The organism is Salinicola sp. CR57 (assembly GCF_003206585.1).
In the GTDB taxonomy this organism is placed as follows: domain Bacteria; phylum Pseudomonadota; class Gammaproteobacteria; order Pseudomonadales; family Halomonadaceae; genus Salinicola; species Salinicola lusitanus.
The window spans coordinates 15,921-41,420 of the sequence record NZ_PZJL01000012.1 but is presented as its reverse complement, the minus strand read 5'-3'; the positions used below and the strand labels follow the sequence as shown (position 1 = coordinate 41,420).

Sequence of the window (25,500 nt, the reverse complement as noted above, 5' to 3'; positions counted from 1 at the left end):
AAAGGCGTAGCCCGTGCTACGAAGCAAGGAGTCCCAATGACCAAACGCGTTGCCATCATCGGCGCGGCTCACCGGTTCCCGAGCGCACCGACATCACAACGTTTCTGGCAAGCGCTCAAGACCGGCGAAGACCTCGTCACCACGGTCGCAGACGACCGTTGGGGCCTGGAAGCCTATCGCCACCCGGACAAGCAGCACCCCGGCACCAGCTACACCTTCGCCGCCGGCAGTCTCGGCGACATCTCCGGCTTCGACGCCGCCTTCTTCGGCATCTCGCCGCGGGAAGCCGCCCAGATGGACCCGCAGCAGCGGATCCTGCTGGAGATGACCTGGGAAGCCATGGAAGACGCCGGCATTCCGCCGCAGACACTGCGCGGCAGCCAGTGTGGCGTGTTCCTCGGCATCGCCAGCCTCGACTACTCCTACCGCATGGCCGACGACATGTCGGCAATCGACACCTCGACGGCGACCGGCAATACCTCGAGCATCGCCTCGAACCGCATCTCCTACGTGTTCGACCTGCATGGCCCGAGCATGTCGATGGATACCGCCTGCTCCTCTTCGCTGGTCGCCTTCCACCAGGCGTGCCAGTCGATCCGCAGCGGCGAGACCGATATCGCGCTGGCCGGCGGCATCAGTCTCCACCTGCACCCGTTCGGCTTCATCATCTTCTCCAAGGCGAGCATGCTCTCGCCCACCGGACGCTGCCAGGTGTTCGACGAGTCCGGCGACGGTTACGTGCGCTCCGAGGGTGGCGGGGTCTTCCTGCTCAAGGATTACGACAAGGCGGTCGAGGATGGCGATCGCATCCTGGCCGTCGTCGCCGGCAGTGGCGTCAACACCGACGGTTTCAAGAAGGGCCTGACGGTGCCCAACCCCGACGCCCAGGTCGCGTTGATGACCCAGACCCTGGATCGGGCCGGCCTCACCCCGGACGACCTCGACTACCTCGAGGCCCACGGTACCGGTACCGCCGTCGGTGACCCGCTGGAGACCCGCGCCATCGGCGCGGCGATCGGTCAGCTGCGCCAGACGCCGCTGCCGATCGGCTCCGTCAAGAGCAACCTCGGCCACCTGGAAACCGCTTCCGGCATCGCCGGGCTGGCCAAGGCGCTCTATGCGCTGCGCGAGCGCGAGGTGCCTGCCACCATCGGCATTCGCAAGGTCAATCCGCGCATCGACCTGAAGGGCTGGAACCTCGACATCGTCGACCAGCCGCGCAAGCTGAAGGCCGAGGGTCAACTCACCATCGGTATCAACTCCTTCGGTTTCGGCGGCGCCAACGCCCACGTCATCCTGCAGTCGCCGCTGGCAACGCCTCCGGCAGAAAGCGTCGAGACGCCCACGCGGCGACTGCCGCTCTGCCTGAGCGCGCGTAGCCCGGAAGCGCTGCGCGAGTTCGCCGCACGCCTCAGCGATAACCTCACGGCTGGCGACGTCTCGCTCTATGACGCCGCTTACAGCCTGGTCTTCCGCCGCGAGCGACATCATCACGCCGCGGTGCTGCTGAGCGACAGCGCCGCCGACGCGATCACCCGCCTGGACGCCCTGGCCGCCGCCGAAAGCGTGCCCGGCGCCGCCCTCGGCGAGCGCGTCGATACCGGCTACGGGCCGGTGTTCGTCTACGACGGCAACGGCTGCCAGTGGACGGCGATGGGTCGTACCCTGCTGCAGGAGTCCCCGGTCTTCGCCGCCGCCGTCGACGAGGTCGACGCCCTGTTCGCGAAGCACGCCGACTTCTCGCTGCGGGCCGAGCTCGATGGCACCAACCAGCAGGCAGCCGCGGAAGGGATCGATCGCCTGGCCCTCACCGAGATCGCCCAGCCCGCGCTGTTCGCGCTGCAGGTCGGCGTGACCCGGCTGCTCGCATCCGAGGGCGTGCGCCCCGCCGCCGTCACCGGCCACAGCGTGGGTGAAGTCGCCGCGGCCTGGGCCTGCGGGGCGCTCAGCCTGGCCGATGCCGTCAGCGTCATCTACTACCGCAGTGCCGGTCAGGGCCGTACCCGTGGCAGTGGCGAAATGACCGCTGTCGGTCTCGGTGCCGAAGCCATGCAGCGCTGGCTGGAGGACCCGGCTCACGCGGAGATCGTCATCGCCGGCGTCAACGGTCCCAAGGGCGTCACCCTGGCCGGCCCGGCGGCGGCGCTGGAACGCCTGGAAGCGGCGCTTTCCGCCGAGCGGATCTTCGCCAAGCGCCTGGCGCTGGACTACGCCTTCCACAGCCCGGCCATGGACCCGATCCGCGAAGAGGTCATCGATGCCCTCTCGCACCTGACGCCTTCCGCCGCCCGAATACCGTTCATCTCGACCGTGGCCGGCAAGTCGCTGGACGGCCGTGAACTGGGCGCCGAGTACTGGTGGCTCAACATCCGCGAACCGGTACAGTTCGCGCCGGCGGTGGATGCCTTGATCGAAGCGGGCGCGCGCGCCTTCGTCGAGATCGGCGCCCAGCCGATCCTGCGCCGCTACCTGAGCGACGCCCTCTCCGCACAGTCGGTCACTGGCAGCGTCATCGGCACGTTGAGTCGCGATCACGACGACGCCACCGCCATGGAAGCCAGCCTCGCGGCGTTGCTGGTCAGCGGTGCCGTCTCCGCCGAGACGTGGTTCCCGGTGAGCGGCCGCTTCGTCGACCTGCCACGCTATCCGTGGCAGCGCGAGCGGTACTGGGTCAAGACCACCGGCGACTCCCAGGGCCTGATGGGACGCCACTACGAACACCCGCTGCTGGGCTATCGCCTGGCCCGCCAGGGGATGGCGTGGGAGAGCCAGCTCGATACCCGCCGCCTGCCCTGGCTGGCCGATCACCGCGTCGGCGACGCCACCGTCTTTCCGGGGGCGGGCTTTGCCGAACTGGCGCTGGCCGCCGCGGCGGCGGCCAAGGCATCGCCGGTACTCGATATCGAGGCGCTGGAAATTCTCGGTCCGCTGCTGCTCGACGCCACCCACGGCAAGAAGCTGCAGCTGGAGATCCAGGATGCCGACGGCACCTTGACCATGAAGAGTCGCGAGCCGGCCAGCGAAGACGCCTGGACGCTCAACGCCCGCGCCCGGATCACCGCGCAGACCCGCGGCCTGCTGCTGACGCGGCGTGGCTCGCCGCTGCCCGACCGGGCGGCGGACTTCACTCGCGAGCAGCATCTGGCGATGGCTGCTCATGTCGGGCTCGAGTACGGGCCGGGCTTCCAGGCGATCAGCGAAGTCTGGATCGAAGACGACCGGGCGCTGGGTCGCATCGACCTGCCCGCCGCCATTGCCGAGGATCAGCGCGATTGCCTGCTGGCCCCGGGCATCCTCGACAGCGCCTTCCAGCTGTTCATTCCGCTGTTGGCCGACGAGCTCGCCAAGGCGGGCGGACTGGCCTTCGTGCCGGTGCGCCTCGAACGGCTGCAGCTACAGGTCGATGCCGCGCCGCCGGCCTGGATGGAAGTACGCCTTACCAGCCGCGCACCGCATTCACTTTGCGCCGACGTGGCCCTGTTCGATGCCAACGGCAACGCCGTGGCCGTGGTCGAAGGCGCTCGCTTCAAGGCCGCCCGCCTGCGCCACGCGGTGCAGCACCGACTCAGCTATCTCGACCACCGCCTGGTGCCGGCACCCCGCGAAGCGGCCATGCTGCCGCTGGACGAGACCACCGCCGAGCTGGCCCTGGCGCAACTGGTCGACAACTATCGCAGCGTCACCGACAGCCGCTACGGTGATGAAGTAGAGCCGCTGCTGGAAACCCTGGTCTCGGCGTTTCTCGACGAGACACTGCGCGGCCACGCCGACAGCGACGGGCAGCTGCTGGCAGGTCACTTCGACGCCGGCGCGAACGACGTCCGCCAGCGCCGCCAGGCGCTGGTCGAACTGGCGCTTGCCATCGGCATCGTGACCGAGACACCGGCCGGCTGGCAGCTACAGGAAGCGCCGGAGATCGACGCGGCGACGGTCTGGAACCTGCTGATACGGGACTATCCGGACTACGCCGCGCTGACCCACAGCATCGGTCGCTTCGGCCTGCACCTGACGGACTGGCTCGAAGCGCGTCTCGACGTCGCCTCGCTGGGCCTGGATGCCCCCCGTCTGACGCGGCTGGTCCAGACCGCCGTCGGCGAGCGCGGCTGGCACGCCCTGGCAGATACCTGGCTGGCCCAGTACGCCATGTCGCTCGAGCTGCTGCCGCCCCACCAGCGGCTGGTGATGCTCGAAGCCTCGGCGCTGCGCCCGCAGCTCGGCGAGCGACTGATGGGCGGATTGAGCGGCGATCGCGCCGAATATCGCTTCGTCGCCCTGCGCGACAGCGCCCTGAATGAAGCCGAGTCGCTGGCGGAACACGACCCCCGGGTCGAGCTGCTGACGGTTGACGCCGCTATCCCCGCGATCGGTGCCAATGTCGCGCTGGTCACGCTGGATGGTACCCAGGACGAGATCGATGCGCTGCTGCAGTGGTTGCCGGGACAACTGGCGGACGACGCCCAGATCGCGCTGCTGGCGCTGGGCGACACCGACTGGCAGTCGTTCCTGTCACTGGCGGTGACGACCGAGTCACGCCCCGCCGATCTCGAGACGACCCGCCAACGCCTGGAGACACTGGGCTACCGTCAGCTCGAGCGCCACACGCTGGAGAACGACCAGGGCGGCCTGCAGTTGCTGACCGCCCAGGCCCCGCTGCCCTCCACCACTGCAGCGGCGGAGTCCGGCGGCGACCGCGACGACTCGGCTGATGATGAGGCCCAGTGGCTGGTGATCAGCGACGACAGCGCCCAGTGGCTGGCCGCGAAGCTCGTCAGCCGCTTCCAGACCCTGGGCCAGGCCGTCCATCACCTGGCCGGCAGCGAGCTGGCGCCCCGGGAACTGCTGCCGCTGGCGCTGGAATCCTTCACACCGACCCAGATCGTCGACCTGCGCGGCCTGGCCAGCGCGGCCGAGGATCGCTGCGTGCTGGCCGCCCAATGGCTTCAGACGCTGGAGTCGGCGGAATGCGACGCCGCCCTGTGGTGGCTCACACTCGGCGTGGGCGCGCATTTCTCTACACTGCCCGGGGCCGCAGTCAATTCGTTCTCACTGCCCGGGGCCGCTACCGACCCGGCCTCGCGATCTGACGCGTCCGGGCAGTCCAGGCTGCCCGAGGACGCAGCGCTTTGGGGCTTCGGCCGGTCGCTGCAGAACGAGGCCGGTAGCCGCCAGGTCCGGCTGCTGGACCTGCCGCTGTCGAGCCGCGACTCGCTGTCGAGCGAGCTGCTGGATGCGCTGCTGTTCGAGCTGAGCGTGCCGGATGCGGAAACCGAGATCGTGCTCGATGCCGACGGCCAGCGCTGGGTTCCCCGTCTCGGCCTGGCGCCGGCACCGGGTACCGGCACCAGCGAGACGCAGCCCGAGCATGATCGCGCCGTCAGCCTGGGCTTCGAGCTGCCGGGGCAACTGCGTCATCTGCGCTGGCAGCCCCACGACCTTCCCGCGCCGCAGCCCGGCCAGGTCGAGATCGCGGTCAAGGCCACCGGCCTCAACTTCCGCGACGTGATGTATGCGCTCGGCCTGCTCTCCGACGAGGCGATCGAGAACGGCTTCGCCGGACCGACGCTGGGCCTGGAGTTTGCCGGGGAAGTCGTCAGCGTCGGCGATCCGAACGGGTCGCTGCGTCCGGGCGATGCCGTGGTCGGCTTCGGCCCGGCGAGCTTCAGCGATCGGCTGATCGCCGACGTCAACGCGGTGGCGCCGATCCCCGCCGAGATCGGCTACGCCGCCGCGGCAACGATCCCGACCACCTTCTTCACCGTCTACTACTCGCTCAAGCACCTGGCCCGCGTGCAGCCCGGCGAGCGGCTGCTGATCCACGGCGCCGCCGGCGGCGTCGGCCTGGCGGCGATCCAGGTCGGTCGCTGGCTGGGCGCGGAGATCTACGCCACCGTCGGCTCGCCGGAGAAGCAGGACTTCCTGCACCTGATGGGCGTCGACCGCATCTACGACTCGCGCAGCCTGACCTTCGCCGAGGAGATCCTTCATGACAATGCCGCCGAACGTCAGGCCTCAGGGGATGGCAGCGACGGACAGCGACTCGGCATCGACGGTGTCGACGTGGTCCTCAACTCGCTGGCCGGCGAGGCGATCAACCAGAACCTGCGGGTACTCAAGCCGTTCGGCCGCTTCATCGAACTCGGCAAGCGCGACTTCTACGAGAACACCAAGGTCGGCCTGCGCCCGTTCCGTAACAACCTGAGCTACTTCGGGGTCGACTCCGACCAGCTCATGAGCGAACTGCCCGACCTCACCGGCGAGCTGTTCAGCGAAATGATGACGCTGTTCGCCGACGGCACGCTCGCGCCGCTGCCCTACATCGCGTTCGGCAGCGATCGCGTGGTCGAGGCTTTCCGCTACATGCAGCAGGCCCGCCAGATCGGCAAGGTCGTCGTCACCTACGAACGACCGCCGACCATGGCGCCCGCGCCCGCCAGGGACGTTCCGTTGACCCTGGACGCAACGGGCAGCTACGTGGTGACCGGCGGGCTCGGCGGCTTCGGCCTCGCCACCGCCGAGTGGCTGTCCGCCAAGGGCGCGCGCCAGTTGCTGCTGCTGAGCCGTCGCGGTGCGGTCACCGAGGAGGCCAAGGCCGGCATCGAGCGGCTGGAAGCGCTCGGCGTCACGGTCGCCGCCCGCGCCTGCGACGTGACCGACAGTGCGGCGCTCGAGAAGGTGCTGGAGGAAGCGCGGCAGGAGCTCGGCCCGATCCGCGGCATCGTCCATGCCGCCACGGTCATCGACGACGGCCTGATCCGTAACCTCGACGAATCGCGCATCCGCCAGGCGATGGCGCCGAAGCTCGAGGGCGCCCGGCACCTGGACTCGCTGACGGCGAACGACCCGCTCGACTTCTTCGTCGTCTACTCCTCGGCCACCACCCTGTTCGGCAATCCCGGGCAGGCCAGCTACGTGGCCGCCAATCACTGGCTGGAGGCCTTCACCGCCAACCGCCGCGCCAACGGGCGACCGGCGACGGTGGTCCGCTGGGGCGCGATCGAGGATGTCGGCTTCCTGGCGCGCAACACCCAGACCCGCGACAGCCTGCAGGAGCGCCTCGGCGGTCAGGCATTGACCTCCAGCGACGCGCTGGCGGTGCTCGAGCGAATGCTGGTGGCCGACGTGGCATCCCTCGGCGTGCTGGAACTGGACTGGCGAGCGCTGGCCCGTTTCCTGCCTACGGCGGAAGCGCCGCGCTATCGGGAAATCGCTCGTACCGCCGAGGACGACGGCGGCCAGGAAGGCGACGATGACCTCCAGCAGCTGCTGGCCAGCCTGTCCCCGGAAGCGCTCTATACGACCCTGATCGAAGTCCTCAGCAAGGAGCTCGCCAAGATCCTGCTGATCGACGAGGAGAAGATCGATATCCACAAATCCGTCTACGACATGGGGTTCGACTCGCTGATGGGTGTCGAGCTCGTCACCGCCCTGGAAGCTCGCCTGGGCATCCAGGTACCGGTGATGGTGCTCAGCGAGGCCGGCACGCTGGCCAAGCTCTGCGACTACCTGATGCTCAAGCTGCGTGGTGACGATACCGAGACCGACAGCGACGAAGACGCGCTCAGCGGCCTTGCCGCCCAGCACGGCGTCGATGCGTTGCAGAACGGTGGCGGATCCCGGGGCGAAGGCGACGGGGGCCGATCATGAGCCAACCCCGCGACGCCCTCAAGCAGCGCCTGCTGCAGGAAGCGCGCCAGCGCCGCCAGCAGCGCCCGGAGGGGGACACCGCCCCCAGGCCCGCCGCCACCAGCGTCGACGAGCGCTTTACCCGCTTCGACCGTCACCCGGGCTACCAGCAGCTCAAGATGATGCGCGAGGGCGGCAAGCGGCTGGGCATCCCCGACCCGTTCTTCAAGGTCCACGAGAGCACCGCCGGCGCGACCACGGTGATCGGCGGGCGGGAGTGCATCAATTTCGCCAGCTACAACTACCTGGGGCTGGCACACCACCCCCGGGTGATCCAGGCCGGTATCGACGCCCTGGAGCGCTACGGCAGCTCGGTCTCCGCCAGCCGTCCGGTCTCCGGCGAGCGCCCGATCCACCATGAACTGGAGCAAGCGATCGCCGAGACCTACGAAGTCGAGGCCGCCGTGGCCTTCGTCAGCGGCCACGCCACCAACGTCTCGACGCTGGGCTACCTGCTCGGCCCCAAGGATCTCCTCCTCCACGACGAGTACATCCACAACAGCACCGTGGTCGGCGCCCAGCTTTCCGGCGCGCGGCGGATGAGCTTCGCGCACAACGATCCGGTGGCGCTAGAGACCCTGCTGGCACGTCATCGTCGCCAGTTCGAGCGTGTGATCGTGGTGATCGAAGGGCTCTACAGCATGGATGGCGATGCCCCTGACCTGAAGCGCTTCGTCGAGATCAAGCAGCGTCACCAGGCCTGGCTGATGGTGGACGAGGCCCACTCCTTCGCGGTGATGGGCGACCGGGGGCTGGGGCTGCGGGAGTACTGCGACGTGGCACCCACCGATGTGGACATCTGGATGGGCACGCTCTCCAAGACCCTCTCAGGCTGCGGTGGCTACATCGCCGGCTGCCGGGAGCTGGTGGAGATGCTGCGCTACTTCGCGCCGGGTTTCCTCTACAGCGTGGGGATGCCGGCGCAGGTGGCCGGGCCATCCCTCGCCGCGCTCCAGGTGATGAAGGACGAACCCGAACGGCTGAAACGCCTGCACGACATCTCGCGCTACTTCCTCGAGCAGGCCAGGCTCAAGGGCTTCGACATCGGCGAGAGCATCGGCGTCGCCGTCGTACCGATCATCGTCGGCAGCTCCGTGCTCGCCGCCGGCCTGTCCGATGCCCTGCTCCAGCACGACATCAACGTGCAGCCGATCCTGCACCCGGCGGTGCCCGAGAAGAGCGCGCGGCTACGGTTCTTCCTCAACTGCGACCATACCCGCGAACAGATCGACCAGACCCTCGACGTACTGGAAACGGAGTGGAAGGCGCGGGCCAACTAGCGTACGTCCCTTCCTGAGGGCGACAAGACACGGCCTTGCCACCTGACGGGTGACAAGGCCGTTTGCGTGTTGGGAGATATCCGGATCCGCGCTACCGTTCAGTCCTGCTGTTGTCCCGCGGCCGTTTGGATGCTGTCGATCAGATCCTCGCCGTATTCATCGATGAAGCCCTGCCAGACTGGCTGTACCGCTTTCTGGAACGCCTCGGTATCGACGTCGCGATTGACCTCCATGCCATCGGCCTCGAGTTGGGAGATCATCTGCTCGGCCTGATCGATGTTCATCTGCCGCTGCATCGCGGTGGCGTCGTCGGCGGCCTTCTGCACGATCTGCTGCTGCTCCGGCGTCAGGCTGTCGAAGCGATTCTTGTTCATCGCCAGCAGCAGCGCCGCATAGGCGTGATTGGTCATCGACAGATACTTCTGCACCTCGTCGAAGTTGAACGACACCACGATACCCAGCGGGTGGTCCTGGGCGTCGACTACCCCGGTCTCCATGGCGGTGTAGAGTTCATTGACCTGGATCTGCTGCGGGTTGGCGCCGAGCAGCTCGAACATGTTGTTGAGCACGATGGAGTTGTTGACCCGCATGCGCAGCCCTTGCAGATCCTCGGGCTCGCGGATCGGCCCCCGGTTGTTGGTCATCTCCCGGAAACCGTTCTCGGGAAACGCCAGGCCCTTGAGGCCGGCGCTCTCGAGTTCGCTCATGACACGATCCCCCGGTTCGCCATCGAGGGCGTTGAAGGCGGCCTGGTGATCGGAGAACATGAATGGCAACGTGAAGGCGGCAGCCTCGGGCACCAGCCCGGTGAAGTTGTTGAGCCCCGAAAGCGTGATGTCGATGATGCCCGAGCGAGTGCCATCGATCATCTGCGAGTCGTTGCCCAACTGGCCGTTGGGGAAAATCTGCACCTTCAGCTCGCCATTGCTGGCGCTCTCCACCTCCTCCTTGAACTTCTCCGCCAGGGTCTGCTGCAGATCGCTCTGCGGCGCCGGATGCGCGAAACGCAGCGTCGTCGCGGCCATGGCGGAACTCGACACGAGCGCCAGCCCGAACAGCGTGGCGGTGGTTGCCTTGATGATCTTGTTCATGACACCTCTCCTTGCCTTGTTTTGCGCTTTCACGCCTTCAGGCGCTAGACGATCAGCCAATGCATCGGCACCGTGATGATCTGAGGCACCAGCACGAACAGCGCCAGCAGACCGATATAGACCAGAACGAAGGGATAGACGCCGCGCACGGCGTTGGTCATGGTCGTGTTACCCACGCCGCACACCACGTTGAGTACCGTGCCCACCGGCGGCGTGATCAACCCGATGCAGCAGTTGATGACGAACATCAGGCCGAAGTAGATCGGATCGATGCCCGCCGCCTTCACCAGCGGCATGAACAGCGGCACCAGGATCAGGATGGCGGGCGCCAGATCCATCACCATGCCCACCAGCAGCACCACCACCATGATCGCCGCCATCAGCAGCTTCGGATCGTCCGCCAGCGGCCCCAGCAGGCCGGCGAGCTGCTGCGGCAACTGGGCGATGGTGATCACCCAGGAGGCGACCATCGCCGCGCCGACCAGGAACATCACCAGGGCGGTCGAGCGCCCGGCACGAATCAGCACCGCCAGCAGCTTGCGCGCGTCCAGCTCGCGATAGACCACGGCGGAGACGGCAATGGCGTAGACCGCCGCCACCACGGCCGCCTCGGTGGGCGTGAAAACTCCGAAACGAATCCCGACAATGATGATCACCGGCAGCAGCAGCGCCCAGACACTATCGCGCAGCGCCTTCAACCGCTCGCTGCGGGAGGCCTTCGGCTGCGGCTCGAGGTCCGATTTACGCATCATGAAGCGCCAGGTGATCATCAGCGCCAGGCCCATGAAGAGCCCCGGCACGATCCCGCCGATGAACAGCTTGGCGATGGACAGGTTGCCCGCCACCCCCAGGATGATCAGCGGCAACGAGGGCGGAATCACCGGCGCGATGATGCCGCCGGCGGCGAGTAGCCCCACCGAGCGGGAGGCGGGATAGCCGCTCTTGCGCATCATCGGATAGAGGATGCTGACCAGCGCCGCTGCGTCCGCCACCGCCGAACCGGAAAGCCCGGCCAGCAGCAGCGAGGTAATGATGGCCACGTAGCCCAGTCCGCCGCGCCAGTGCCCCACCAGCGCCATCGCCAGGCGCACGATACGATCCGACAGACCACCCACGGCCATCACTTCGCCGGCCACCATGAAGAACGGAATGGCCAGCAAGGCAAAATTGTCGACGCCATTGACCAGCGACTGGGAGACGATGTCGGCGCTGAACATGCCCATCTGCAGCATCAGCGCCCCTGCCGCCGCCAACAGGGCGAAGGCCACCGGCAGGCGCAGCAGGATGGCGCCGATCAGCACCGCCAGAAACAGCGCAAGGGTCATGGCCTGGTCTCCTGGTCACGGCTGCGCGGCGACGCTTCGCTCGAGATCGCGCTTGGCGCGTCCTCGATACCCGGCGCTATCGCACCGGCAGCGCCGACGCCGGGCGCCTCCGAGTACCCCGGGCGCAGCAGCCCGAGCGTCGCGGTCACGCTCATCAGCGCGCCGGAGACGACGCCAGCGAGATAGAAGAGCCCGGTGGGCAGGCCGGTGAGCGGCGAGATGTTGTGCCAGTTGGCCAGCGTCTGGCGCCAGCAACCGATCAGCAGCATGAGCGAGGCGATCAGGATCACCAGCCACAGCAGCCGGCCCAGGACCAGGCGTACGGGGCGCGGCAGGCGATCGAACAGCTCGCCGACCGCCAGGTGCTCACCCTCCTTCAGGCAGAGCGACGCTCCCAGCATGACGATCCAGACGAACCCCAGCCGCGACAGCTCGATGCCGGGGCGCAGCCCGGAAGCGAACCCGTAGCGCAACACCACGTTGACGAACACCAGGATCATCATTGCCGCCATCAGCGCGGCGATGGCCCACTCGATTCCACGCCAGAAAGTCCGAACCGCCGTCATGGTTGCCTCCCGCCCTCTCGGGTCAGCCTGTCATCGCGCCTGCCCGCCATCGGGCAGACGATCGAGCTCGGCGATATAGCGCTGTGTCACGGTAATATCCTCGTCGCCGAAGCCGCGCCGGCCCAGATCCTCGTAGAGCGCCGCCAGGGTGGTCAGCTGAGGCGCCACCACCCCACCCCGTACCGCCTCGTCGGTCGCGAAGCCGAGATCCTTGATCATGTAGCGGGCCAGGCCGGATGGGGTGTAATCCTTGTCGATCAGGCGCTGGCGTCGCGACGCCAGAAAGCGTCCACCGGCATAGCCACCCCCGAGGCAGTCGAGCAGCTTGGCCAGATCGAGCCCGGCGCGCTCGGCGATCACCGTGGCCTCCGCCAGCGCCACCATGGTCGAAGCGACCACCATCTGGTTGCACGCCTTGGCCACTTCGCCGGCCCCCAGCGGACCCAACAGCGTCGGCGTGCCGAAAGTCGCCAGTAGTGGCCGGGCCACCGCGAAGGCCGCTTCGTCGCCCCCGACCATGACCGAGAGCGTGCCCGCCTCGGCACCATCGGCACCGCCCGAGAGCGGCGCATCGAGCAGCCGGACCCGGCCATCGGTACGTGACTCGAGTTCGGCGGCCAGCTCACGGACGCCAGCCGGCGAGGAGGTCGAGCAGATCACCAGCAGCAGCGGCCCGGAGAGCCCCGCCAGCAGGCCCTCCTCGCCTTCGAGCAACGCCCGCAACTGCGGCAGATCGGGCAGCACGGTGATGATCACGTCGCTGGCAGCCGCCAGCTCCCGAGGGCTGTCGCACCATTCGGCGCCGGCATCCAGGGCTGGCCGGGTCCGCTCCCGCGAGCGACCGTGAACGCTGACCTGGGCGGCAACGCCCGCTGCCAGCAGGTTGCGGGCCATCGGCATGCCCATGCTGCCAAGCCCGATCATGCCCACCCGGCACCGGCTGCCGGCGCCAGGATCGGCATCGGATCCGGAAGTCTCCTCGAACGTCGCCATGGCATCGTTCTCCTAATCGCGACCGCCGCCATCGGCGGCAAGGTTCATGGGATTGGCAATACGCTCCGCCATCGCCTGGAGCGCTTCCACCGCCCGCATCTCGATGTCGTCGTCGCAGCGCTCCTGCATCAGCGACGTCCCCAGGGCGTAGGCCTGTTCGCCGCTGTACTGGGGCGCGACCGTCACCGCCAGCCCGCGCACGCCCGGGAAGACCTCGCCCACGTCGCGACCATAGCCACGGCTGCGCACCGCGCGGATCTTCTCCACCAGGGCGTCGAGATCGGTCACCGAGCGGTCGGTCCAGCCGGGACGTGTGGCGGGATCGTGAAAGCGGCGGCGAAGCTCGTCGTCGTCGAGTCTTGCCAGCAGCGCGTTGCCCACCGCCGTGATCGAGGCGGGAAAGCGACTGCCGATACTGGCGGTCATGCGCAGCGGCATGCGCCCGGCGTGAGCGGCAAGGTAAAGCACCTCGGTCCCGTCGAGCACCGCCAGCTGACAGATCTCGTCATGCAGCAGCGGGGTCTCGTTGCAGGCCTGGTAGAACGCCTGGACCGGGTCGTCGGTGCGCAGATAGGCGCCGCCCAGTTCCACCAGCCGCCGCCCCAACCGGTAGCCATTGCCGCTACGGGCGATCAGCCCGTCGGCTTCCAGCGTCAGGCAGATATTGAACAGCGACGAACGGGCGACCGAGAGCTGGCGCGCCATCTCGCTGACGCCCTGCGGGTTGCCACCGGACTTCTCCAGCAGCGCCAGCACCCGAATCGCCCGGCTCACCGCCGGCGTTCGCTCGCCCTCGCCCGCCATCAGTAGAACTCCACGGTATCGACACGATTGACCATCGGCTCACCATCGAGATAGCGACGCGCGTTGTCGACGAACAGCTCGGCGATGAGGCGGTCCTCCGCCTCGCTCAGCGCCGCGGTATGCGGCGTCAGCAGGACATTGGGCAGATCCCACAGCGGCGAATCGGACGCTAGCGGCTCCACGGCGGTGACGTCGAGCACCGCCAGCCCCACCTGGCCGCGCTCCAGCGCGCGGATCAGCGCCGGTTCGTCGATCACCGTGCCGCGCCCCACGTTGACGAGGGTCACGCCGGGCTTCATCGCCGCCAGCAAGGCATCGTCCACCATGCCCAGCGTGGCGGCCGTGCCGGGCAGCGAACTCACCACCGCGTCGGCACGGGCCGCCGCCTCGTGCAGCCGGTCGGGAGAGATGATCTCGTCGACATGCTCGACTGGGCGCTGGTGGCGCGAGACGCCCATCACGTGCGCGCCGAGCAGCGACAGCTTGCGTGCCACTTCGCGACCGATACCGCCCAGCCCCAGCAGCAGCACGCGCTGTTCGCTGACCTGCCCCATCATCCAGCGTCCGCTCCAGTGGTGGGCGCGCTGCTGGTCAAGAATCCGCGGCAGTTGCTTGGCGCCGGCCAGCACCCCGAACACGGCGTACTCCGCCAACGGCCCGCCGTGGACCCCGGCGGACGTGGTAAAGCAGACCCGTGCCAACTGCTCGGTGGACAGATTTGCAGCCTTCACCTGGCCGCCACCGCCAGCCGCCATGACGTGCACCCAGCGCAGCGCCGGGTTGGCCTCGACGACACGGGCCAACCGGGCTGGATCGACATCGGGTATGCCGTAGAGCACCTCGGCATCGGCGAGCAGCGCGTCGAAGCGGGCTTCCTGCTCCGGGGTACGCCGGAAGGCAGGATCGCCGCCAAAGTCCGCCGGATGGCGCATGGGCGGCAGTAGCGACTGATCCCGCATGAGCGCGAGGCGAGGCTCGCGGGCCCCGATCCATTCGCACAGTTCCTCGCTCAGCGGTGTCGCGACCGCTACCCGCAGCTTGCCCTCGTTCATGAACCGTCCGCCTCTCCAGAGCCCCACTATCGTCCAATGAGCTGAACGTCGTTCAGCAGAATGTACAGTGGTATTCTGGGATCGTAAGCACGTCTTTGGTCGCGAGTAGACGCCGGGCAACTGGTACATTGGTCTGAAGCATCGATGGAGGTAGCGTCATGAAAGCCCTGGTCATCCATGGGAAGCAGGACCTGCGCAGTCAGGAGTGGGAAACGCCCCAGCCACGCCAAGATGAGGTGCGCGTGCGCATCGCCTGGGGCGGGATCTGCGGTTCGGACCTGCACTACTACCATGAAGGCGCCAACGGGGCGTTCGTGGTGCGCGAACCGCTGATCCCCGGCCATGAACTGTCGGGCACCGTCGATCTCGATCCCTCGGGGGAGCTGGCGCCGGGTACGCCGGTCACCTTCCATCCCGCCACCTTCGGCGAGTGCCGGCCGGGGCTCGAGGGGCAACCGCACCTGTGGCCGAACGGCGGCTACCTGGGTTCCGCCTCCACCACCCCGCACACCCAGGGCGGCATGAGCGAATACCTGGTGATGAAACGGGAGATGATCCGGCTACTGCCGGCGGGCCTGCCGCTCAGGCGTGCCGCGCTGGCCGAACCGCTGGCGGTGGCCCTGCACGGCATCAACGTGGCCGGTGGGGTCGAGGGCAAGCGCGTGCTGGTCTGCGGCGCCGGGCCGATCGGGCTGCTGGTCGCGGCTGCGACGCTGGCCAAGGGGGCACGGGAAGTGACCGCGACCGACCTCCATGAGGGGCCGCTGGAGCGGGCGCGAGCGCTGGGAGTGCATCACACGCTGCGGGTCGGCGAGCAGACGCCGGAGCCTGAGTCCTTCGATGTGGCGCTGGAGTGCTCCGGCGCGCCGGCCTCGATCGACACCGCCATCCGGGCGGTACGCCGCGCCGGGGTGATCGCGCAGATCGGGATGATGGGCGCCGGCCCGCAACCGCTGGAGCTGGCACTGCTGATCTCCAAGGAGATCCAGCTGCGGGGCTGCTTCCGGTTCAACGACGAGGTCGACGACGCCATCGCCCTGCTCGCCAGCGACGCGCGTTTCGACCAGGTCATCACCCACGAGATGCAAGCCGACGACGCCGTCGAGGCGTTCAACATCGCCAAGGACGCCCAGGCCTCGGGCAAGGTCATGATCCGGCTCTGGCCGCAGGATTAATGCCTCTTTCGAGCTTATAAAAAGAGAAAGGCAACCAGATGGTTGCCTATAACCCCTTACCAGTTGCTCATCCTATATCAGCAAAAACTTGTCTTTGGCGCCTCGTTCCTTAAGCTGAAATCTCGTGACACTAGAATCGCGAAAGCCCGCGGACGACAAGGAAAACCATGAACAATGCCAAAGGATGGCTGCTGGGTAGCGCCATCGGTCTGATCTGCCAAACCGCCCAGGCCGATGGCTTCGATTTCGCCGACCTGATCCAGATAGGACAGGCCCTGCCGGACATCGAGACCGGGGGCGCAGCGGCCTCCAATACCCAGGCGACGCTGACATTGAGCGACGGCCGGGAAGTCACCGTGACCTCGCCGGACGGCACCACTCCGCTCTCGAAGCTGGTCGGCACCGACGACGCCACCTTCGTCGTCGACGGTAACCCGGTGAACTTCTCGACGGCGTCGACCAGCCTCGAGGACGCCTACGACGACAGCGGCGAGCCAACCACGTTCTCCATCTCCAGCGTGGTCGAGACCCGGCCGGTCACCCTGAGCTGGCAAGGCGCGCTGGATGACGCCGACGACGGCAACACCTTCGACGCCACGCTCAACGGCCAGCCGATCACGCTGACACTGCCGGAAGGGACGACGCTTTCCAACTTCAAGGGCTCCACCCCGATCACGCTGACCGATGCGAAAGGCAACGTGCTGGTGGACGGCGCCTCCTTCAACAGCCTGTCCAGTTCGGCACTGCTCAAGATCGCCTCCCAAGTGGGCATGCTCGATACCGACATGGCCCTGCGCGGCGCGCAGAAACAGGCCATGGCGCAGAATTTCGGCCTGATCGCCAGCCAGATCGATGCCGCGATGCAGCCCGGATTCGCGAGCGGGAGTCGCGTTGCCGTAGACGGCCACGGCGCGGAGGCCAACGGCGTCAGTCTATGGGTCGCATCCGAAGCCAGCGACCTGGCCGGCCATGCCGATACCACCGGCTACGATGGCCACGGCAAGGCCGCTTTCGTCGGTGTCGACAAGCGCTTCCGCCATACCTACGGCAGGGGGTTGATCGGCCTGGCGGCCGGGCACAGCGAGATCGATATCACCACCCACGGCAACGCTGCCAAGGTGGATCTGGGCGGGAATGTCATCGCGCCCTACGCCGCCATCTCGTTCGACAGCCGCGACTGGGGCAGCCTGACGCTGGATGCGATAGGGCTTTATCAGGATCTCGATGGCAGCAGTCGCAACCGCTATCTGGCGGGGGATCTCGAGCTGGATGGCGAGCGCTGGGGCGCGCGGGGTTCGACGACCTACTTCCTGCCGCCATGGCAGCGGGCGCATCTCGGCATCACCGCTGGCGGCGCCTACCTCAACGACAAGCTGCGCGGCGCCTACCTGGGCACCGAAAGCAACTACGGTATCGAGCTGGGCGAGGTCTTCGGCGGGTTGAAGTTCAGCTACGAGCTGCCCGCCGGCCAGCTTTACGCCAGCGCGATCCGCTACCACAACATCACCGCCGCGGTGGACAGCCAGGTGAACCTGATCGAGGGCGACGACAAGAATCGCAATGAACTGCGCGTCGGCGCCTCTCATTCGCTGGGTCACAACCTGGACTTCGACATCTCCGGGCTGACCGTGGTCGGCGACAGCGACACCGAGTACCGCAAGATCCAGGCGACCCTGGCCTATCGGCTTTGAGCCGTGGGGGCGTGACGCTCACAGCAAGGCGCGTTTCTGCTCCCAGGCCCAGGCGTGCTGGACGATCGTATCGAGGTCCGCGTAGCGGGGGCGCCATCCCAATGTCGCCTTCGCCGCGCCGGCATCGGCCACCAGTCTTGCCGGGTCGCCCGCCCGGCGCGGCGCATCGGTGAACGGCACGCGGCGGCCGGTCACCCGCTCGACACTATCGAGGACTTCCTGGACGCTGAACCCGCTGCCGCTCCCCAGGTTGAATCGCGCCGTCGGCTTGCCCTCGAACAGGTACTCCAGCGCCAGCAAGTGGGCGTCGGCGAGGTCGCAGACGTGGACGTAGTCGCGGATACAGGTGCCATCGCCGGTCGAGTAGTCGCGGCCAAACACCTTCAGCGCCGGCCGCACGCCCATCGCCGTCTGCAGCGCCAACGGCACTAGGTGGGTCTCGGGGTCGTGGCGCTCGCCGATCGTGCCATCCGGGCTCGCGCCCGCCGCATTGAAGTAGCGCAGCGATACCGAGCGCAGGCCGTGTGCCAGCTCGAAATCCGCCAGCACACGTTCGATCATCAACTTGCTGGCGCCATAGGGGTTGAGCGGCTGGGTGGGATGGGACTCGTCGATCAGCGGCCGGCAAGGCTCGCCGAAGACTGCCGCCGTCGAGGAAAACACCAGCACCCCGACACCGTGCTCGATCATCGCCTCGAGCAGGGTCAAGGTCTTGGCGACATTGGTGCGATAGTAGATCGCCGGATTGCTGACCGACTCGCCGACCTCGATCAGCGAGGCGAAATGGAGCACGCCGTCGAGGGCATGCTGGCGAAACAGTTCATCCAGCAGCGCCCGGTCGCCGACATCACCGATGCAGGTCGTCGCCCCGCCACTGCTCTCCCGCCAACCGCTGGAAAGATCGTCCAGCACCACGACATCGTGCCCGGCACGCTGCAGGCTGGCGACCATATGCGACCCGATGTAACCACAACCGCCCGTCACGAGTAGCTTTTTCATCACGAATCTCACCACGGAACGCGCGCCCAGGTGGAGGCCAGAGCCTCCATTGTCATCGACGCGACGCAAAAGCGTCATCTTACCGCACCATGACTCGATCCTCTCAATGACAGCGACAAAAACTAGCCCCGCAACCCCACTTGGCGGCAAAGCGTGGGCGACCTGCTGCCGAGCCGACTCGACCTCAGGGCATTCGATGTCGCCGCGATAGCCCGAACCAGCCGGCCAGGATCGACAGCCAGGATCGCGGCCTCGGGGCCTCGCGACCGGGCACTGCATGATCCCGGGGTGTCACGCTCGCGGGCGAGGGCTCGCTCGCCGCTTTATCCTCCTCCGGGACCACGACCACTTCATGCCGAGTCCCCTTCAGGAACGCCACCGCCCTGTCCCGCTCTGGGGTATCGAGCTTTTCCTTGATCAATACCGTCGCCCGTTCGGCCCGATCCAGAATGGCCAGCTTGTCGGCCGCGATGAGCGTTTCGATATCGAGCTCTGACAGAAAGCGCTCTCGATCACGGTCATAGGCCCGGAACTCTTCCTCGGGCCAGAAGAAGCGACGATGCACGGTCACGTTGCGATGAGAGCGATAGCCGGGCCGATTCATTTTCAGCAGGCTTCTCTGGGAAGGGCGGCCTCTCAACGACAGCGACAGGTACTCCGCCTCCGAGCGATACATCCGATGGATGATATAGGCGCTTTTGGGCTTCATCACACTCTGGGCTGCCAGCTCCGACTGCTGCTCGTCGAAGGTCATGGGCGCGCCATCGGCATCCAGCGGCGTCACCTGTGCCCCGAAGATGGGATGGTGGACTCGCACGTGCCTGATATCGATGCCGTCGAGGGGGAACAGGGTCTTCAAATGGGAGGAGAGCTCGTAGCCTGCGCCACGCTGTAGCGGCGTGAATGGGGCGCGCTGGCCCAGTTCGCAGTGCCATAGATGACAGATAGGCTGAGGCTGGCCATCGCCGCTGATGGCGGCCACGAAACGATCGACGGGCGTGGCGAAATCGTTGGGCACCCAGAACTCATCGACATCCAGGAACAGCAGCCAGCCGAAACCTTCCTGACGCGAGCGATCCAGCTCCTTGGCGTAGGCGATGGTCTGGAGCTTGGCGCCGACACCGGGGTCGCAGAGATCGACCCAGTCGATGAATTCGTAGCTGACCTGCGGATAGGTGCCACGGATTCGCTCCAGCACGGCGGCCGAAGCGTCAGAGGTGCGATTGATATAAACGTGAATCGCGTCGAAGCCGAAATGAAGATGGTGAAAAACCCATTCCGCCAGGTAAGGCCCCTCATCCTTGGCGACAGCGCAAAGCTTGAACGTAGGCTTCATGAACTCTTCCCTTGGAGCGCTATCGCCCCTTGTTATCGTTGGCGCGTGCAATTTAGGCGTCGCGGTCGTATGCGCGAGAGCCACGGCAGTCCGGCAGGACACGGATATCTTTCGGCCTGCGACAAACAGCGCCCACCAGCATCGGTAGTCGTCACCGTCACGGCAAGATGGTTTATCTAACACTCATTTTTTGACATACGATCAGGCTGCTAACGGCCTAATTTTAATGAGCGGCGATGCCACGCAATGACGCTGGAGCTCAGAGAAATCCCGCGCCCAGAAACGCAGAAAGCAACCCGAAGGTTGCTTTCCATTAAAACAAAACGCTATATAACAGCAAACCTATCATTATGAATAGCACTTTTTATCACCCGCACCCAGCAAAGCTTTAATATACAATCAATGCATCCTGACACCATAAAAGTAATAAAACTGCATGACACAAGGAAAAGATTACAAAATTAAAAACTCAAACTCAGAGGTTGGCTTTCATCTTTAAGCTTTTCTTTCGAAATCGAACCACGCAACACCTTCAACCGAGTATTCTTTGGCCATTTGTTGACTGCGACGTCGAGAATGGTTTCCGCTTCCTCCAACCTCCCCAAGTAATAGCATGAAACTGTCAACTCAATATGGCTCATCACATTAGGAGATAGATTAAATGCCATGTTGGCAGCATCATATGCTAGAATATAATCTCCTAATTCTCTATGAATCCTAGAAAGAACACGATGGCAAACAGATTTATTGGGGTAACGAGTGATGCAGCGAGAGGCCATTACTTTAGCTTGCTGAAGCTCCCCTAAAACACAGAGAGATTCAGCTGCAACCAAAAAGACCCTCGATGAAGGGTCAGCCCGCATTGTGTAAGACTCACACAGCTTCAATGCTTCAAGGGGAAAGCCACTATCCAGCGCCTTTTTTGCAATTGCTGTCACCCTATCTTCACCAAGCATTACAACCATGGAGTAAACGTCGGAGTTTCTTAGGATGTACCACAAATTTTTTGAAGCCAGCAAACGTTCAAATTCATCATGGTAGTTATTTCGAAGAGTAAGCCCCAAAGACAGCATCGATTTAGCACAATACTCTGCCAAAGTAAGCGATCTGGACCTATTCGCCAAATTATAATAATAATGAGACAGCGTACGCCTATACTTTGATAAAGCGTAAATATCTGTCGCGGTTAGGTCGTTTGAAAGGCAGGACGTAACGAACTCGTCCAATATGCCAGCGTCACGCATCCATTGACTTACGACGTGTCCAACGAAGGGCATTTGAAATCTAATTACATTTTGGCCATCTAATCGTTCTACGTGTTTGCGATCCAACTCAAAAAAAGGATCGTAAACAACATACACTTTTTTGGCCAGCACTAACCCTTCTTTAGCATCATAAAAATCACCACCCCAGTCTTGGGCTCTCCCCTCTTCATAGCGTGTTTCCCAAGGCACTAGTTCAGGATGCAATGTTGACTGAGGATTGAATGCAATCACAGTCGATTCAGGGCAAACTCTTGAAAACGCTAGAGCTGCATACCCACCCATCGAAGAACCGTAAAAGAAAACCTTATGAAAGTTAGAAAGAAAAGATTTTAGCGAATATGAACGGAAAAAGGCATGAAGAGAAGCCCCACGATACCAATCCACTTTTTTAGGCTTTATCGCTAGCACGGCATAGCCTTTATTATTGAGGTATTTTGCCCCCCAAGCCTCTCGTTCCTTATTAAGCCGGGGTTTATGCGGATTATTCGCATTCTCAAAAGTAACAACCAATGCGCTAAGATCGCCTGCTATATAGTCAATATAATAGCCTTCAATCTCTTTTGACTCGACCTTGATCCCGGATGAGTAAGTGTAGTTGTAATCAAACATAGCTTCGCGACACACCGCTCAAACCAATATTAATTTAATCAGGATAAAGCTGATTATACATCAACCTCTTCCCAACGAGCAACTATTAACAATCAAAACTATCTGTTCTAAACGATTGATATAAGCGCAACCCATTTAGTCACCACCAAATAGGTCACGCGTATAGGTTTTATACACAACGTCCATTAGTTCTTCCGCCATGCGATTGGCAAGAATTATATCGCAACGCGCCTTGAATTCGGCTAGATCAGCGATTACTTCAGAATTAAAAAACTTAGAATCATTGATCACTGGCTCATAGACAACCACTTCAATACCCTTGGCCTTGATACGTTTCATGACGCCTTGCATCGCACTTGCGCGGAAGTTGTCTGATCCCGATTTCATAATGAGGCGGTAGACGCCAACAACCCTCGGTTGACGATCGATAATCGTTTGGGCGATGAAATCTTTGCGCGTGCGATTGGCCTCTACAATAGCGGAAATAAGATTATTTGGGACGTTTTCGTAGTTGGCTAGGAGTTGCTTGGTATCTTTTGGCAGGCAGTATCCACCGTAACCAAAACTTGGGTTATTGTAATGCTGGCCAATGCGAGGATCGAGGCCGATTCCCTCGATTATTTGTTTCGCGTCCAGACCATGGGTTTCGGCATAAGTATCCAACTCGTTAAAATAAGCCACCCGCATGGCAAGATAGGTATTAGCAAATAACTTGATTGCCTCGGCCTCGGTGCTATTTGTCAACAAGACATCGATATCAGTCTTGGCTGCTCCCTGCCTAAGCAGTTCCGAAAATTTCTCAGCACGCTCTGACCGCTCTCCAACAATGATTCGCGAGGGGTACAAATTATCATAAAGAGCCTTACCTTCACGTAAAAACTCCGGAGAGAAAATTAAATTCTCCGTGCCGAACCGAACTGAAGCCTCCCTAGTATATCCCACTGGCACCGTCGACTTGATCACCATCACAGCTCGAGGATTGACGGCCATGACCTGCTCGATAACCATCTCGACACTCGAAGTGTCGAAATAATTACTGATAGGATCGTAGTCGGTAGGAGTGGCAATAATAACGAATTCAGCGTCAGCATAGGCTATGTCGGCATTCAAAGTAGCCGAAAAACGTAGATCTGCACGAGATAAAAAAACTGATATTTCAGCATCCTCAATCGTGGAAACACCACTATTCAGCATCTCCACCTTCTCTGACACAATATCAACAGCGACGACATCATGGTGTTGGGCAAGTAGCATCGCATTGGAAAGCCCTACGTACCCTGTCCCTGCAACTGCGATTTTCAATTGCCAGTCCTTCACGATTTACAAAATTTATGACTCGATGGCTCCACTTTTGGCTGCCACTCAAGTCGTTGCCACCGCCCCAATCATATGTGTTTTGATCTATTGAACACGGTCGCAAGCTTTCATAGCCGCCGCTGCTTAATCACATGCCAGGAGGACTGCCCGCCCTTGGCGGCGGCTTTCGCGTCTTCCTGGCGACGCATGCGTTGAAGCACCCGGTACTGAAGCCGATTGAAGTAATCGAATCCCAGCCCCGGCAACGGCAGGAAGGGGTTGGTCCGGCTCATGCCCCACAGTGCCAGGCGTGAACTACCCGGCTCGGCGTTGCCCCGGGCATGGACGCCGAAGGTATTGGCGATGAGCAGCGTATTGGCCTTGACCCGGAACGGCCGAGGGCCGCCCTCGCCCAACCTTTCGGCCTCTTCCTGGCTGACCCGGAACGAGCCCCGCGCCGTGTAGCGATCCGCGTGCTCTTTCGCACGCAGGCTCATCTCATACTCCCACTTCAAACGTGCGCGGTGGGGTCGGTTGGAGCCCGGCACGAATACGAATGGGCCATTCTCGTCGGTCACGTCCTCGAGGTAGAGCCAGAACTTCATGGTGGGCTGGAAGGTATCGACGTGCAGGTTCTTCTGCGGGTCGCGCTCGGTGACGCTATCCAGGCAACCGTTGTGCACGTTCTCGATATGACAGATCGGCAAACGGGCATGTCCGGCGCAGTAGCGGAACAGCCGCTTCAACGCCGAATCTCCCAGCACTGCCTTGACCGTCGGCAACTGCTCGACGACTGCCGGTGCCAGCAGAATACGGTGGGTCTTGGTATCGCCCTGGCAGCACTCGCGAATCTCGCCTTCGTAGGCACCGATCTCCTGGATCAACGCCTGGAACTGTTGATCGGAGAGATAGTTCTCCTTGAGCACGTAGCCGAAACGCTGAAACTGCCGCCTGTCGGCCTTGTTCACCCCAGGCGCCAGCATCGCCATGCGAAGCCTAGACATCCAGTACGCCGAACATACACGAACCGCATGCAAACCATACCTATTTAGATAGTCATTACCAATAATAGGATTGGCAACGAAAGACTTGGCACCAGAAAAAAGCTCAGCAACCCAAACCGAGTAGCGCAACCAGAGTTTCATAATCAAATCCGTGCCAGACAAAAAAACTAAATATTTAAAGCCATTTTATGCTAGGGTCGGTCTTGTGGTGACTTGGACTGGAATTTCGCTTCACACACTAACCCCTCACTCTATACGCTAGATTTTATTAAATGCTATCTTCAATGCAAGAAAAAGCAATTTTGTATATTTCGTCCTCTAAAACAAAATCAGACTTGATAACGCTTAAATCCTGGCTAAAGCTCAACTCCTCCACATCCCCAAAATAAAATCTTACCTTTTCTTCTATATCTAATTTGTTATCAATAATACCCGCATATTCCTTCAACTTCTCGTACTTCTCTCCTTGATAGATCAAAGCTTGTTCAAAAAGAGAGGGAAGAGCATTTTCATGTCGGTCTTTTAACGCAGAAAAGAAAAGATCTAAATTTAGCCTTTTCCATCTAGGAACTCCGGAAAGTCTTCTAGGATGCAGTCTACGAACATGCTTCGCCAGCCAGTCGAGATAGCCCAATGAATAAAAATGCAACAGTTTTATATCTACTTCCATTTCATCATGCGATGAGAATGGCTTAGCCATGTGGATATTCAGTTTGAAACGGCCATTATTTCTTACGAAAACTTTACCATACGTGTGGCCTTGTAAGCCCGACACACAAGAAAAACACCATTCGCCAATTTCTTTTCGCTCTTGACGGCCCTTTCTATATTTAGGAAAAGGAAGATGGAATGAACTTGTAAAAAGATCTCTTAGTGACGTCGGGTGACTTGTGAAAAAATTTTCGGCCGGACGAACTCTACAAATATCTTTACTTGATCCAGCCAGAACATCGGAAATTTTATTTGAACATTCAAGCCATAAAAATTCATCGACATCTATATGGGTGAGCCACTCTGATTCACATTGCTTTATAGCATGATTAGCATTAAAAACCTGCCTGATCCGATGATCTACTGGTCGCACTCCACCATTGAACCTTTCCCAATAATCTCTATCACATCGGTAGACGTGCACTTTCGGAATGCTTGAAAAAAAATCATATTGATTTTCATCGGCATCATCCAAATAAAGATAAATGAAATCAGCCCCGACACTAAAATGGTAAGAAACAAAACTAGCGATTAGCGCAGAATGTGCTTTAACTGTACTTACAATGGACCAACTAGAGGTCATACAAAAACTCTCCAACCTATAAGATGACTGGAATAAG

At 62.6% G+C, this 25,500-nt stretch carries 16 protein-coding genes; 4 read left to right on the top strand and 12 right to left on the bottom strand.

All coding sequences use genetic code 11. From position 1 onward, the window contains the following. Positions 1 to 36 precede the first annotated feature (36 nt). Both DOM56_RS17260 and DOM56_RS17255 read left to right on the top strand, forming a co-directional pair. Complete coding sequence (locus DOM56_RS17260) at positions 37 to 7,644, top strand: type I polyketide synthase (RefSeq protein WP_110710275.1); 7,608 nt, start codon at positions 37 to 39, stop codon at positions 7,642 to 7,644. Then, a complete protein-coding gene (locus DOM56_RS17255) occupies positions 7,641 to 8,963 on the top strand; it encodes an aminotransferase class I/II-fold pyridoxal phosphate-dependent enzyme (protein WP_110710274.1) in 1,323 nt (440 codons plus the stop codon). The genes DOM56_RS17260 and DOM56_RS17255 overlap by 4 nt, the downstream gene beginning before the upstream one ends. Before the next feature lie 98 nt (positions 8,964 to 9,061). Here DOM56_RS17255 and DOM56_RS17250 read toward each other — a convergent pair whose 3' ends face one another. The 6 genes from DOM56_RS17250 to DOM56_RS17225 are packed head-to-tail and all read right to left on the bottom strand — an operon-like array spanning position 9,062 to position 14,794. Then, a complete protein-coding gene (locus DOM56_RS17250; RefSeq protein ID WP_110710273.1) occupies positions 9,062 to 10,054 on the bottom strand; it encodes a DctP family TRAP transporter solute-binding subunit in 993 nt (330 codons plus the stop codon). A 44-nt stretch (positions 10,055 to 10,098) separates the two neighbouring features. Further along, a complete protein-coding gene (locus DOM56_RS17245) occupies positions 10,099 to 11,379 on the bottom strand; it encodes a TRAP transporter large permease subunit (protein WP_110710272.1) in 1,281 nt (426 codons plus the stop codon). Beyond that, the gene (locus tag DOM56_RS17240; RefSeq protein WP_110710271.1) at positions 11,376 to 11,945 is read right to left on the bottom strand and encodes a TRAP transporter small permease; all 570 of its coding nucleotides are present in this window, start codon (positions 11,943 to 11,945) and stop codon (positions 11,376 to 11,378) included. The genes DOM56_RS17245 and DOM56_RS17240 overlap by 4 nt, the downstream gene beginning before the upstream one ends. Before the next feature lie 30 nt (positions 11,946 to 11,975). Continuing rightward, positions 11,976 to 12,938, bottom strand: a complete 963-nt coding sequence (locus DOM56_RS17235; protein WP_110710270.1) for an NAD(P)-dependent oxidoreductase — start codon at positions 12,936 to 12,938, stop codon at positions 11,976 to 11,978. 12 nt (positions 12,939 to 12,950) lie between these two features. After that, the gene (locus DOM56_RS17230) at positions 12,951 to 13,742 is read right to left on the bottom strand and encodes an IclR family transcriptional regulator (protein WP_110600331.1); all 792 of its coding nucleotides are present in this window, start codon (positions 13,740 to 13,742) and stop codon (positions 12,951 to 12,953) included. After that, positions 13,742 to 14,794 carry a D-2-hydroxyacid dehydrogenase gene (locus DOM56_RS17225; RefSeq protein WP_110710269.1) on the bottom strand — a complete coding sequence of 351 codons (1,053 nt, stop codon included), beginning with the start codon at positions 14,792 to 14,794 and terminating at the stop codon, positions 13,742 to 13,744. The genes DOM56_RS17230 and DOM56_RS17225 overlap by 1 nt, the downstream gene beginning before the upstream one ends. A 158-nt stretch (positions 14,795 to 14,952) precedes the next feature. On the opposite strand from DOM56_RS17225, the gene DOM56_RS17220 reads away from it, so the two are divergent. Beyond that, complete coding sequence (locus DOM56_RS17220; protein WP_110710268.1) at positions 14,953 to 15,969, top strand: L-idonate 5-dehydrogenase; 1,017 nt, start codon at positions 14,953 to 14,955, stop codon at positions 15,967 to 15,969. Positions 15,970 to 16,136: 167 nt separating this feature from the next. Beyond that, positions 16,137 to 17,660, top strand: a complete 1,524-nt coding sequence (locus DOM56_RS17215; RefSeq protein ID WP_110710267.1) for an autotransporter outer membrane beta-barrel domain-containing protein — start codon at positions 16,137 to 16,139, stop codon at positions 17,658 to 17,660. Between the two features lie 18 nt (positions 17,661 to 17,678). On the opposite strand, the gene galE is transcribed toward DOM56_RS17215, so the two are convergent. From galE to DOM56_RS17190, 6 genes are all read right to left on the bottom strand, one after another. Beyond that, a complete protein-coding gene (galE, locus tag DOM56_RS17210; protein WP_110710375.1) occupies positions 17,679 to 18,659 on the bottom strand; it encodes a UDP-glucose 4-epimerase GalE in 981 nt (326 codons plus the stop codon). A 184-nt stretch (positions 18,660 to 18,843) separates the two neighbouring features. Continuing rightward, positions 18,844 to 19,995 (bottom strand): glycosyltransferase family 2 protein, encoded by a 1,152-nt coding sequence (locus DOM56_RS17205; protein ID WP_110710266.1) that lies wholly within the window; start codon positions 19,993 to 19,995, stop codon positions 18,844 to 18,846. Positions 19,996 to 20,456: 461 nt separating this feature from the next. Continuing rightward, positions 20,457 to 21,869 carry a hypothetical protein gene (locus tag DOM56_RS19780; RefSeq protein ID WP_157958270.1) on the bottom strand — a complete coding sequence of 471 codons (1,413 nt, stop codon included), beginning with the start codon at positions 21,867 to 21,869 and terminating at the stop codon, positions 20,457 to 20,459. 135 nt (positions 21,870 to 22,004) lie between these two features. Continuing rightward, positions 22,005 to 23,171, bottom strand: coding sequence for a nucleotide sugar dehydrogenase (locus tag DOM56_RS17200; protein WP_110710265.1), 1,167 nt, complete (start codon positions 23,169 to 23,171; stop codon positions 22,005 to 22,007). Positions 23,172 to 23,293: 122 nt separating this feature from the next. Continuing rightward, complete coding sequence (locus tag DOM56_RS17195) at positions 23,294 to 24,169, bottom strand: phytanoyl-CoA dioxygenase family protein (RefSeq protein ID WP_157958269.1); 876 nt, start codon at positions 24,167 to 24,169, stop codon at positions 23,294 to 23,296. A 268-nt stretch (positions 24,170 to 24,437) separates the two neighbouring features. Beyond that, on the bottom strand, positions 24,438 to 25,463 hold the full coding sequence (locus DOM56_RS17190; protein ID WP_157958268.1) for a glycosyltransferase family 2 protein: 1,026 nt from the start codon (positions 25,461 to 25,463) through the stop codon (positions 24,438 to 24,440). Between the last annotated feature and the right edge of the window lie 37 nt (positions 25,464 to 25,500).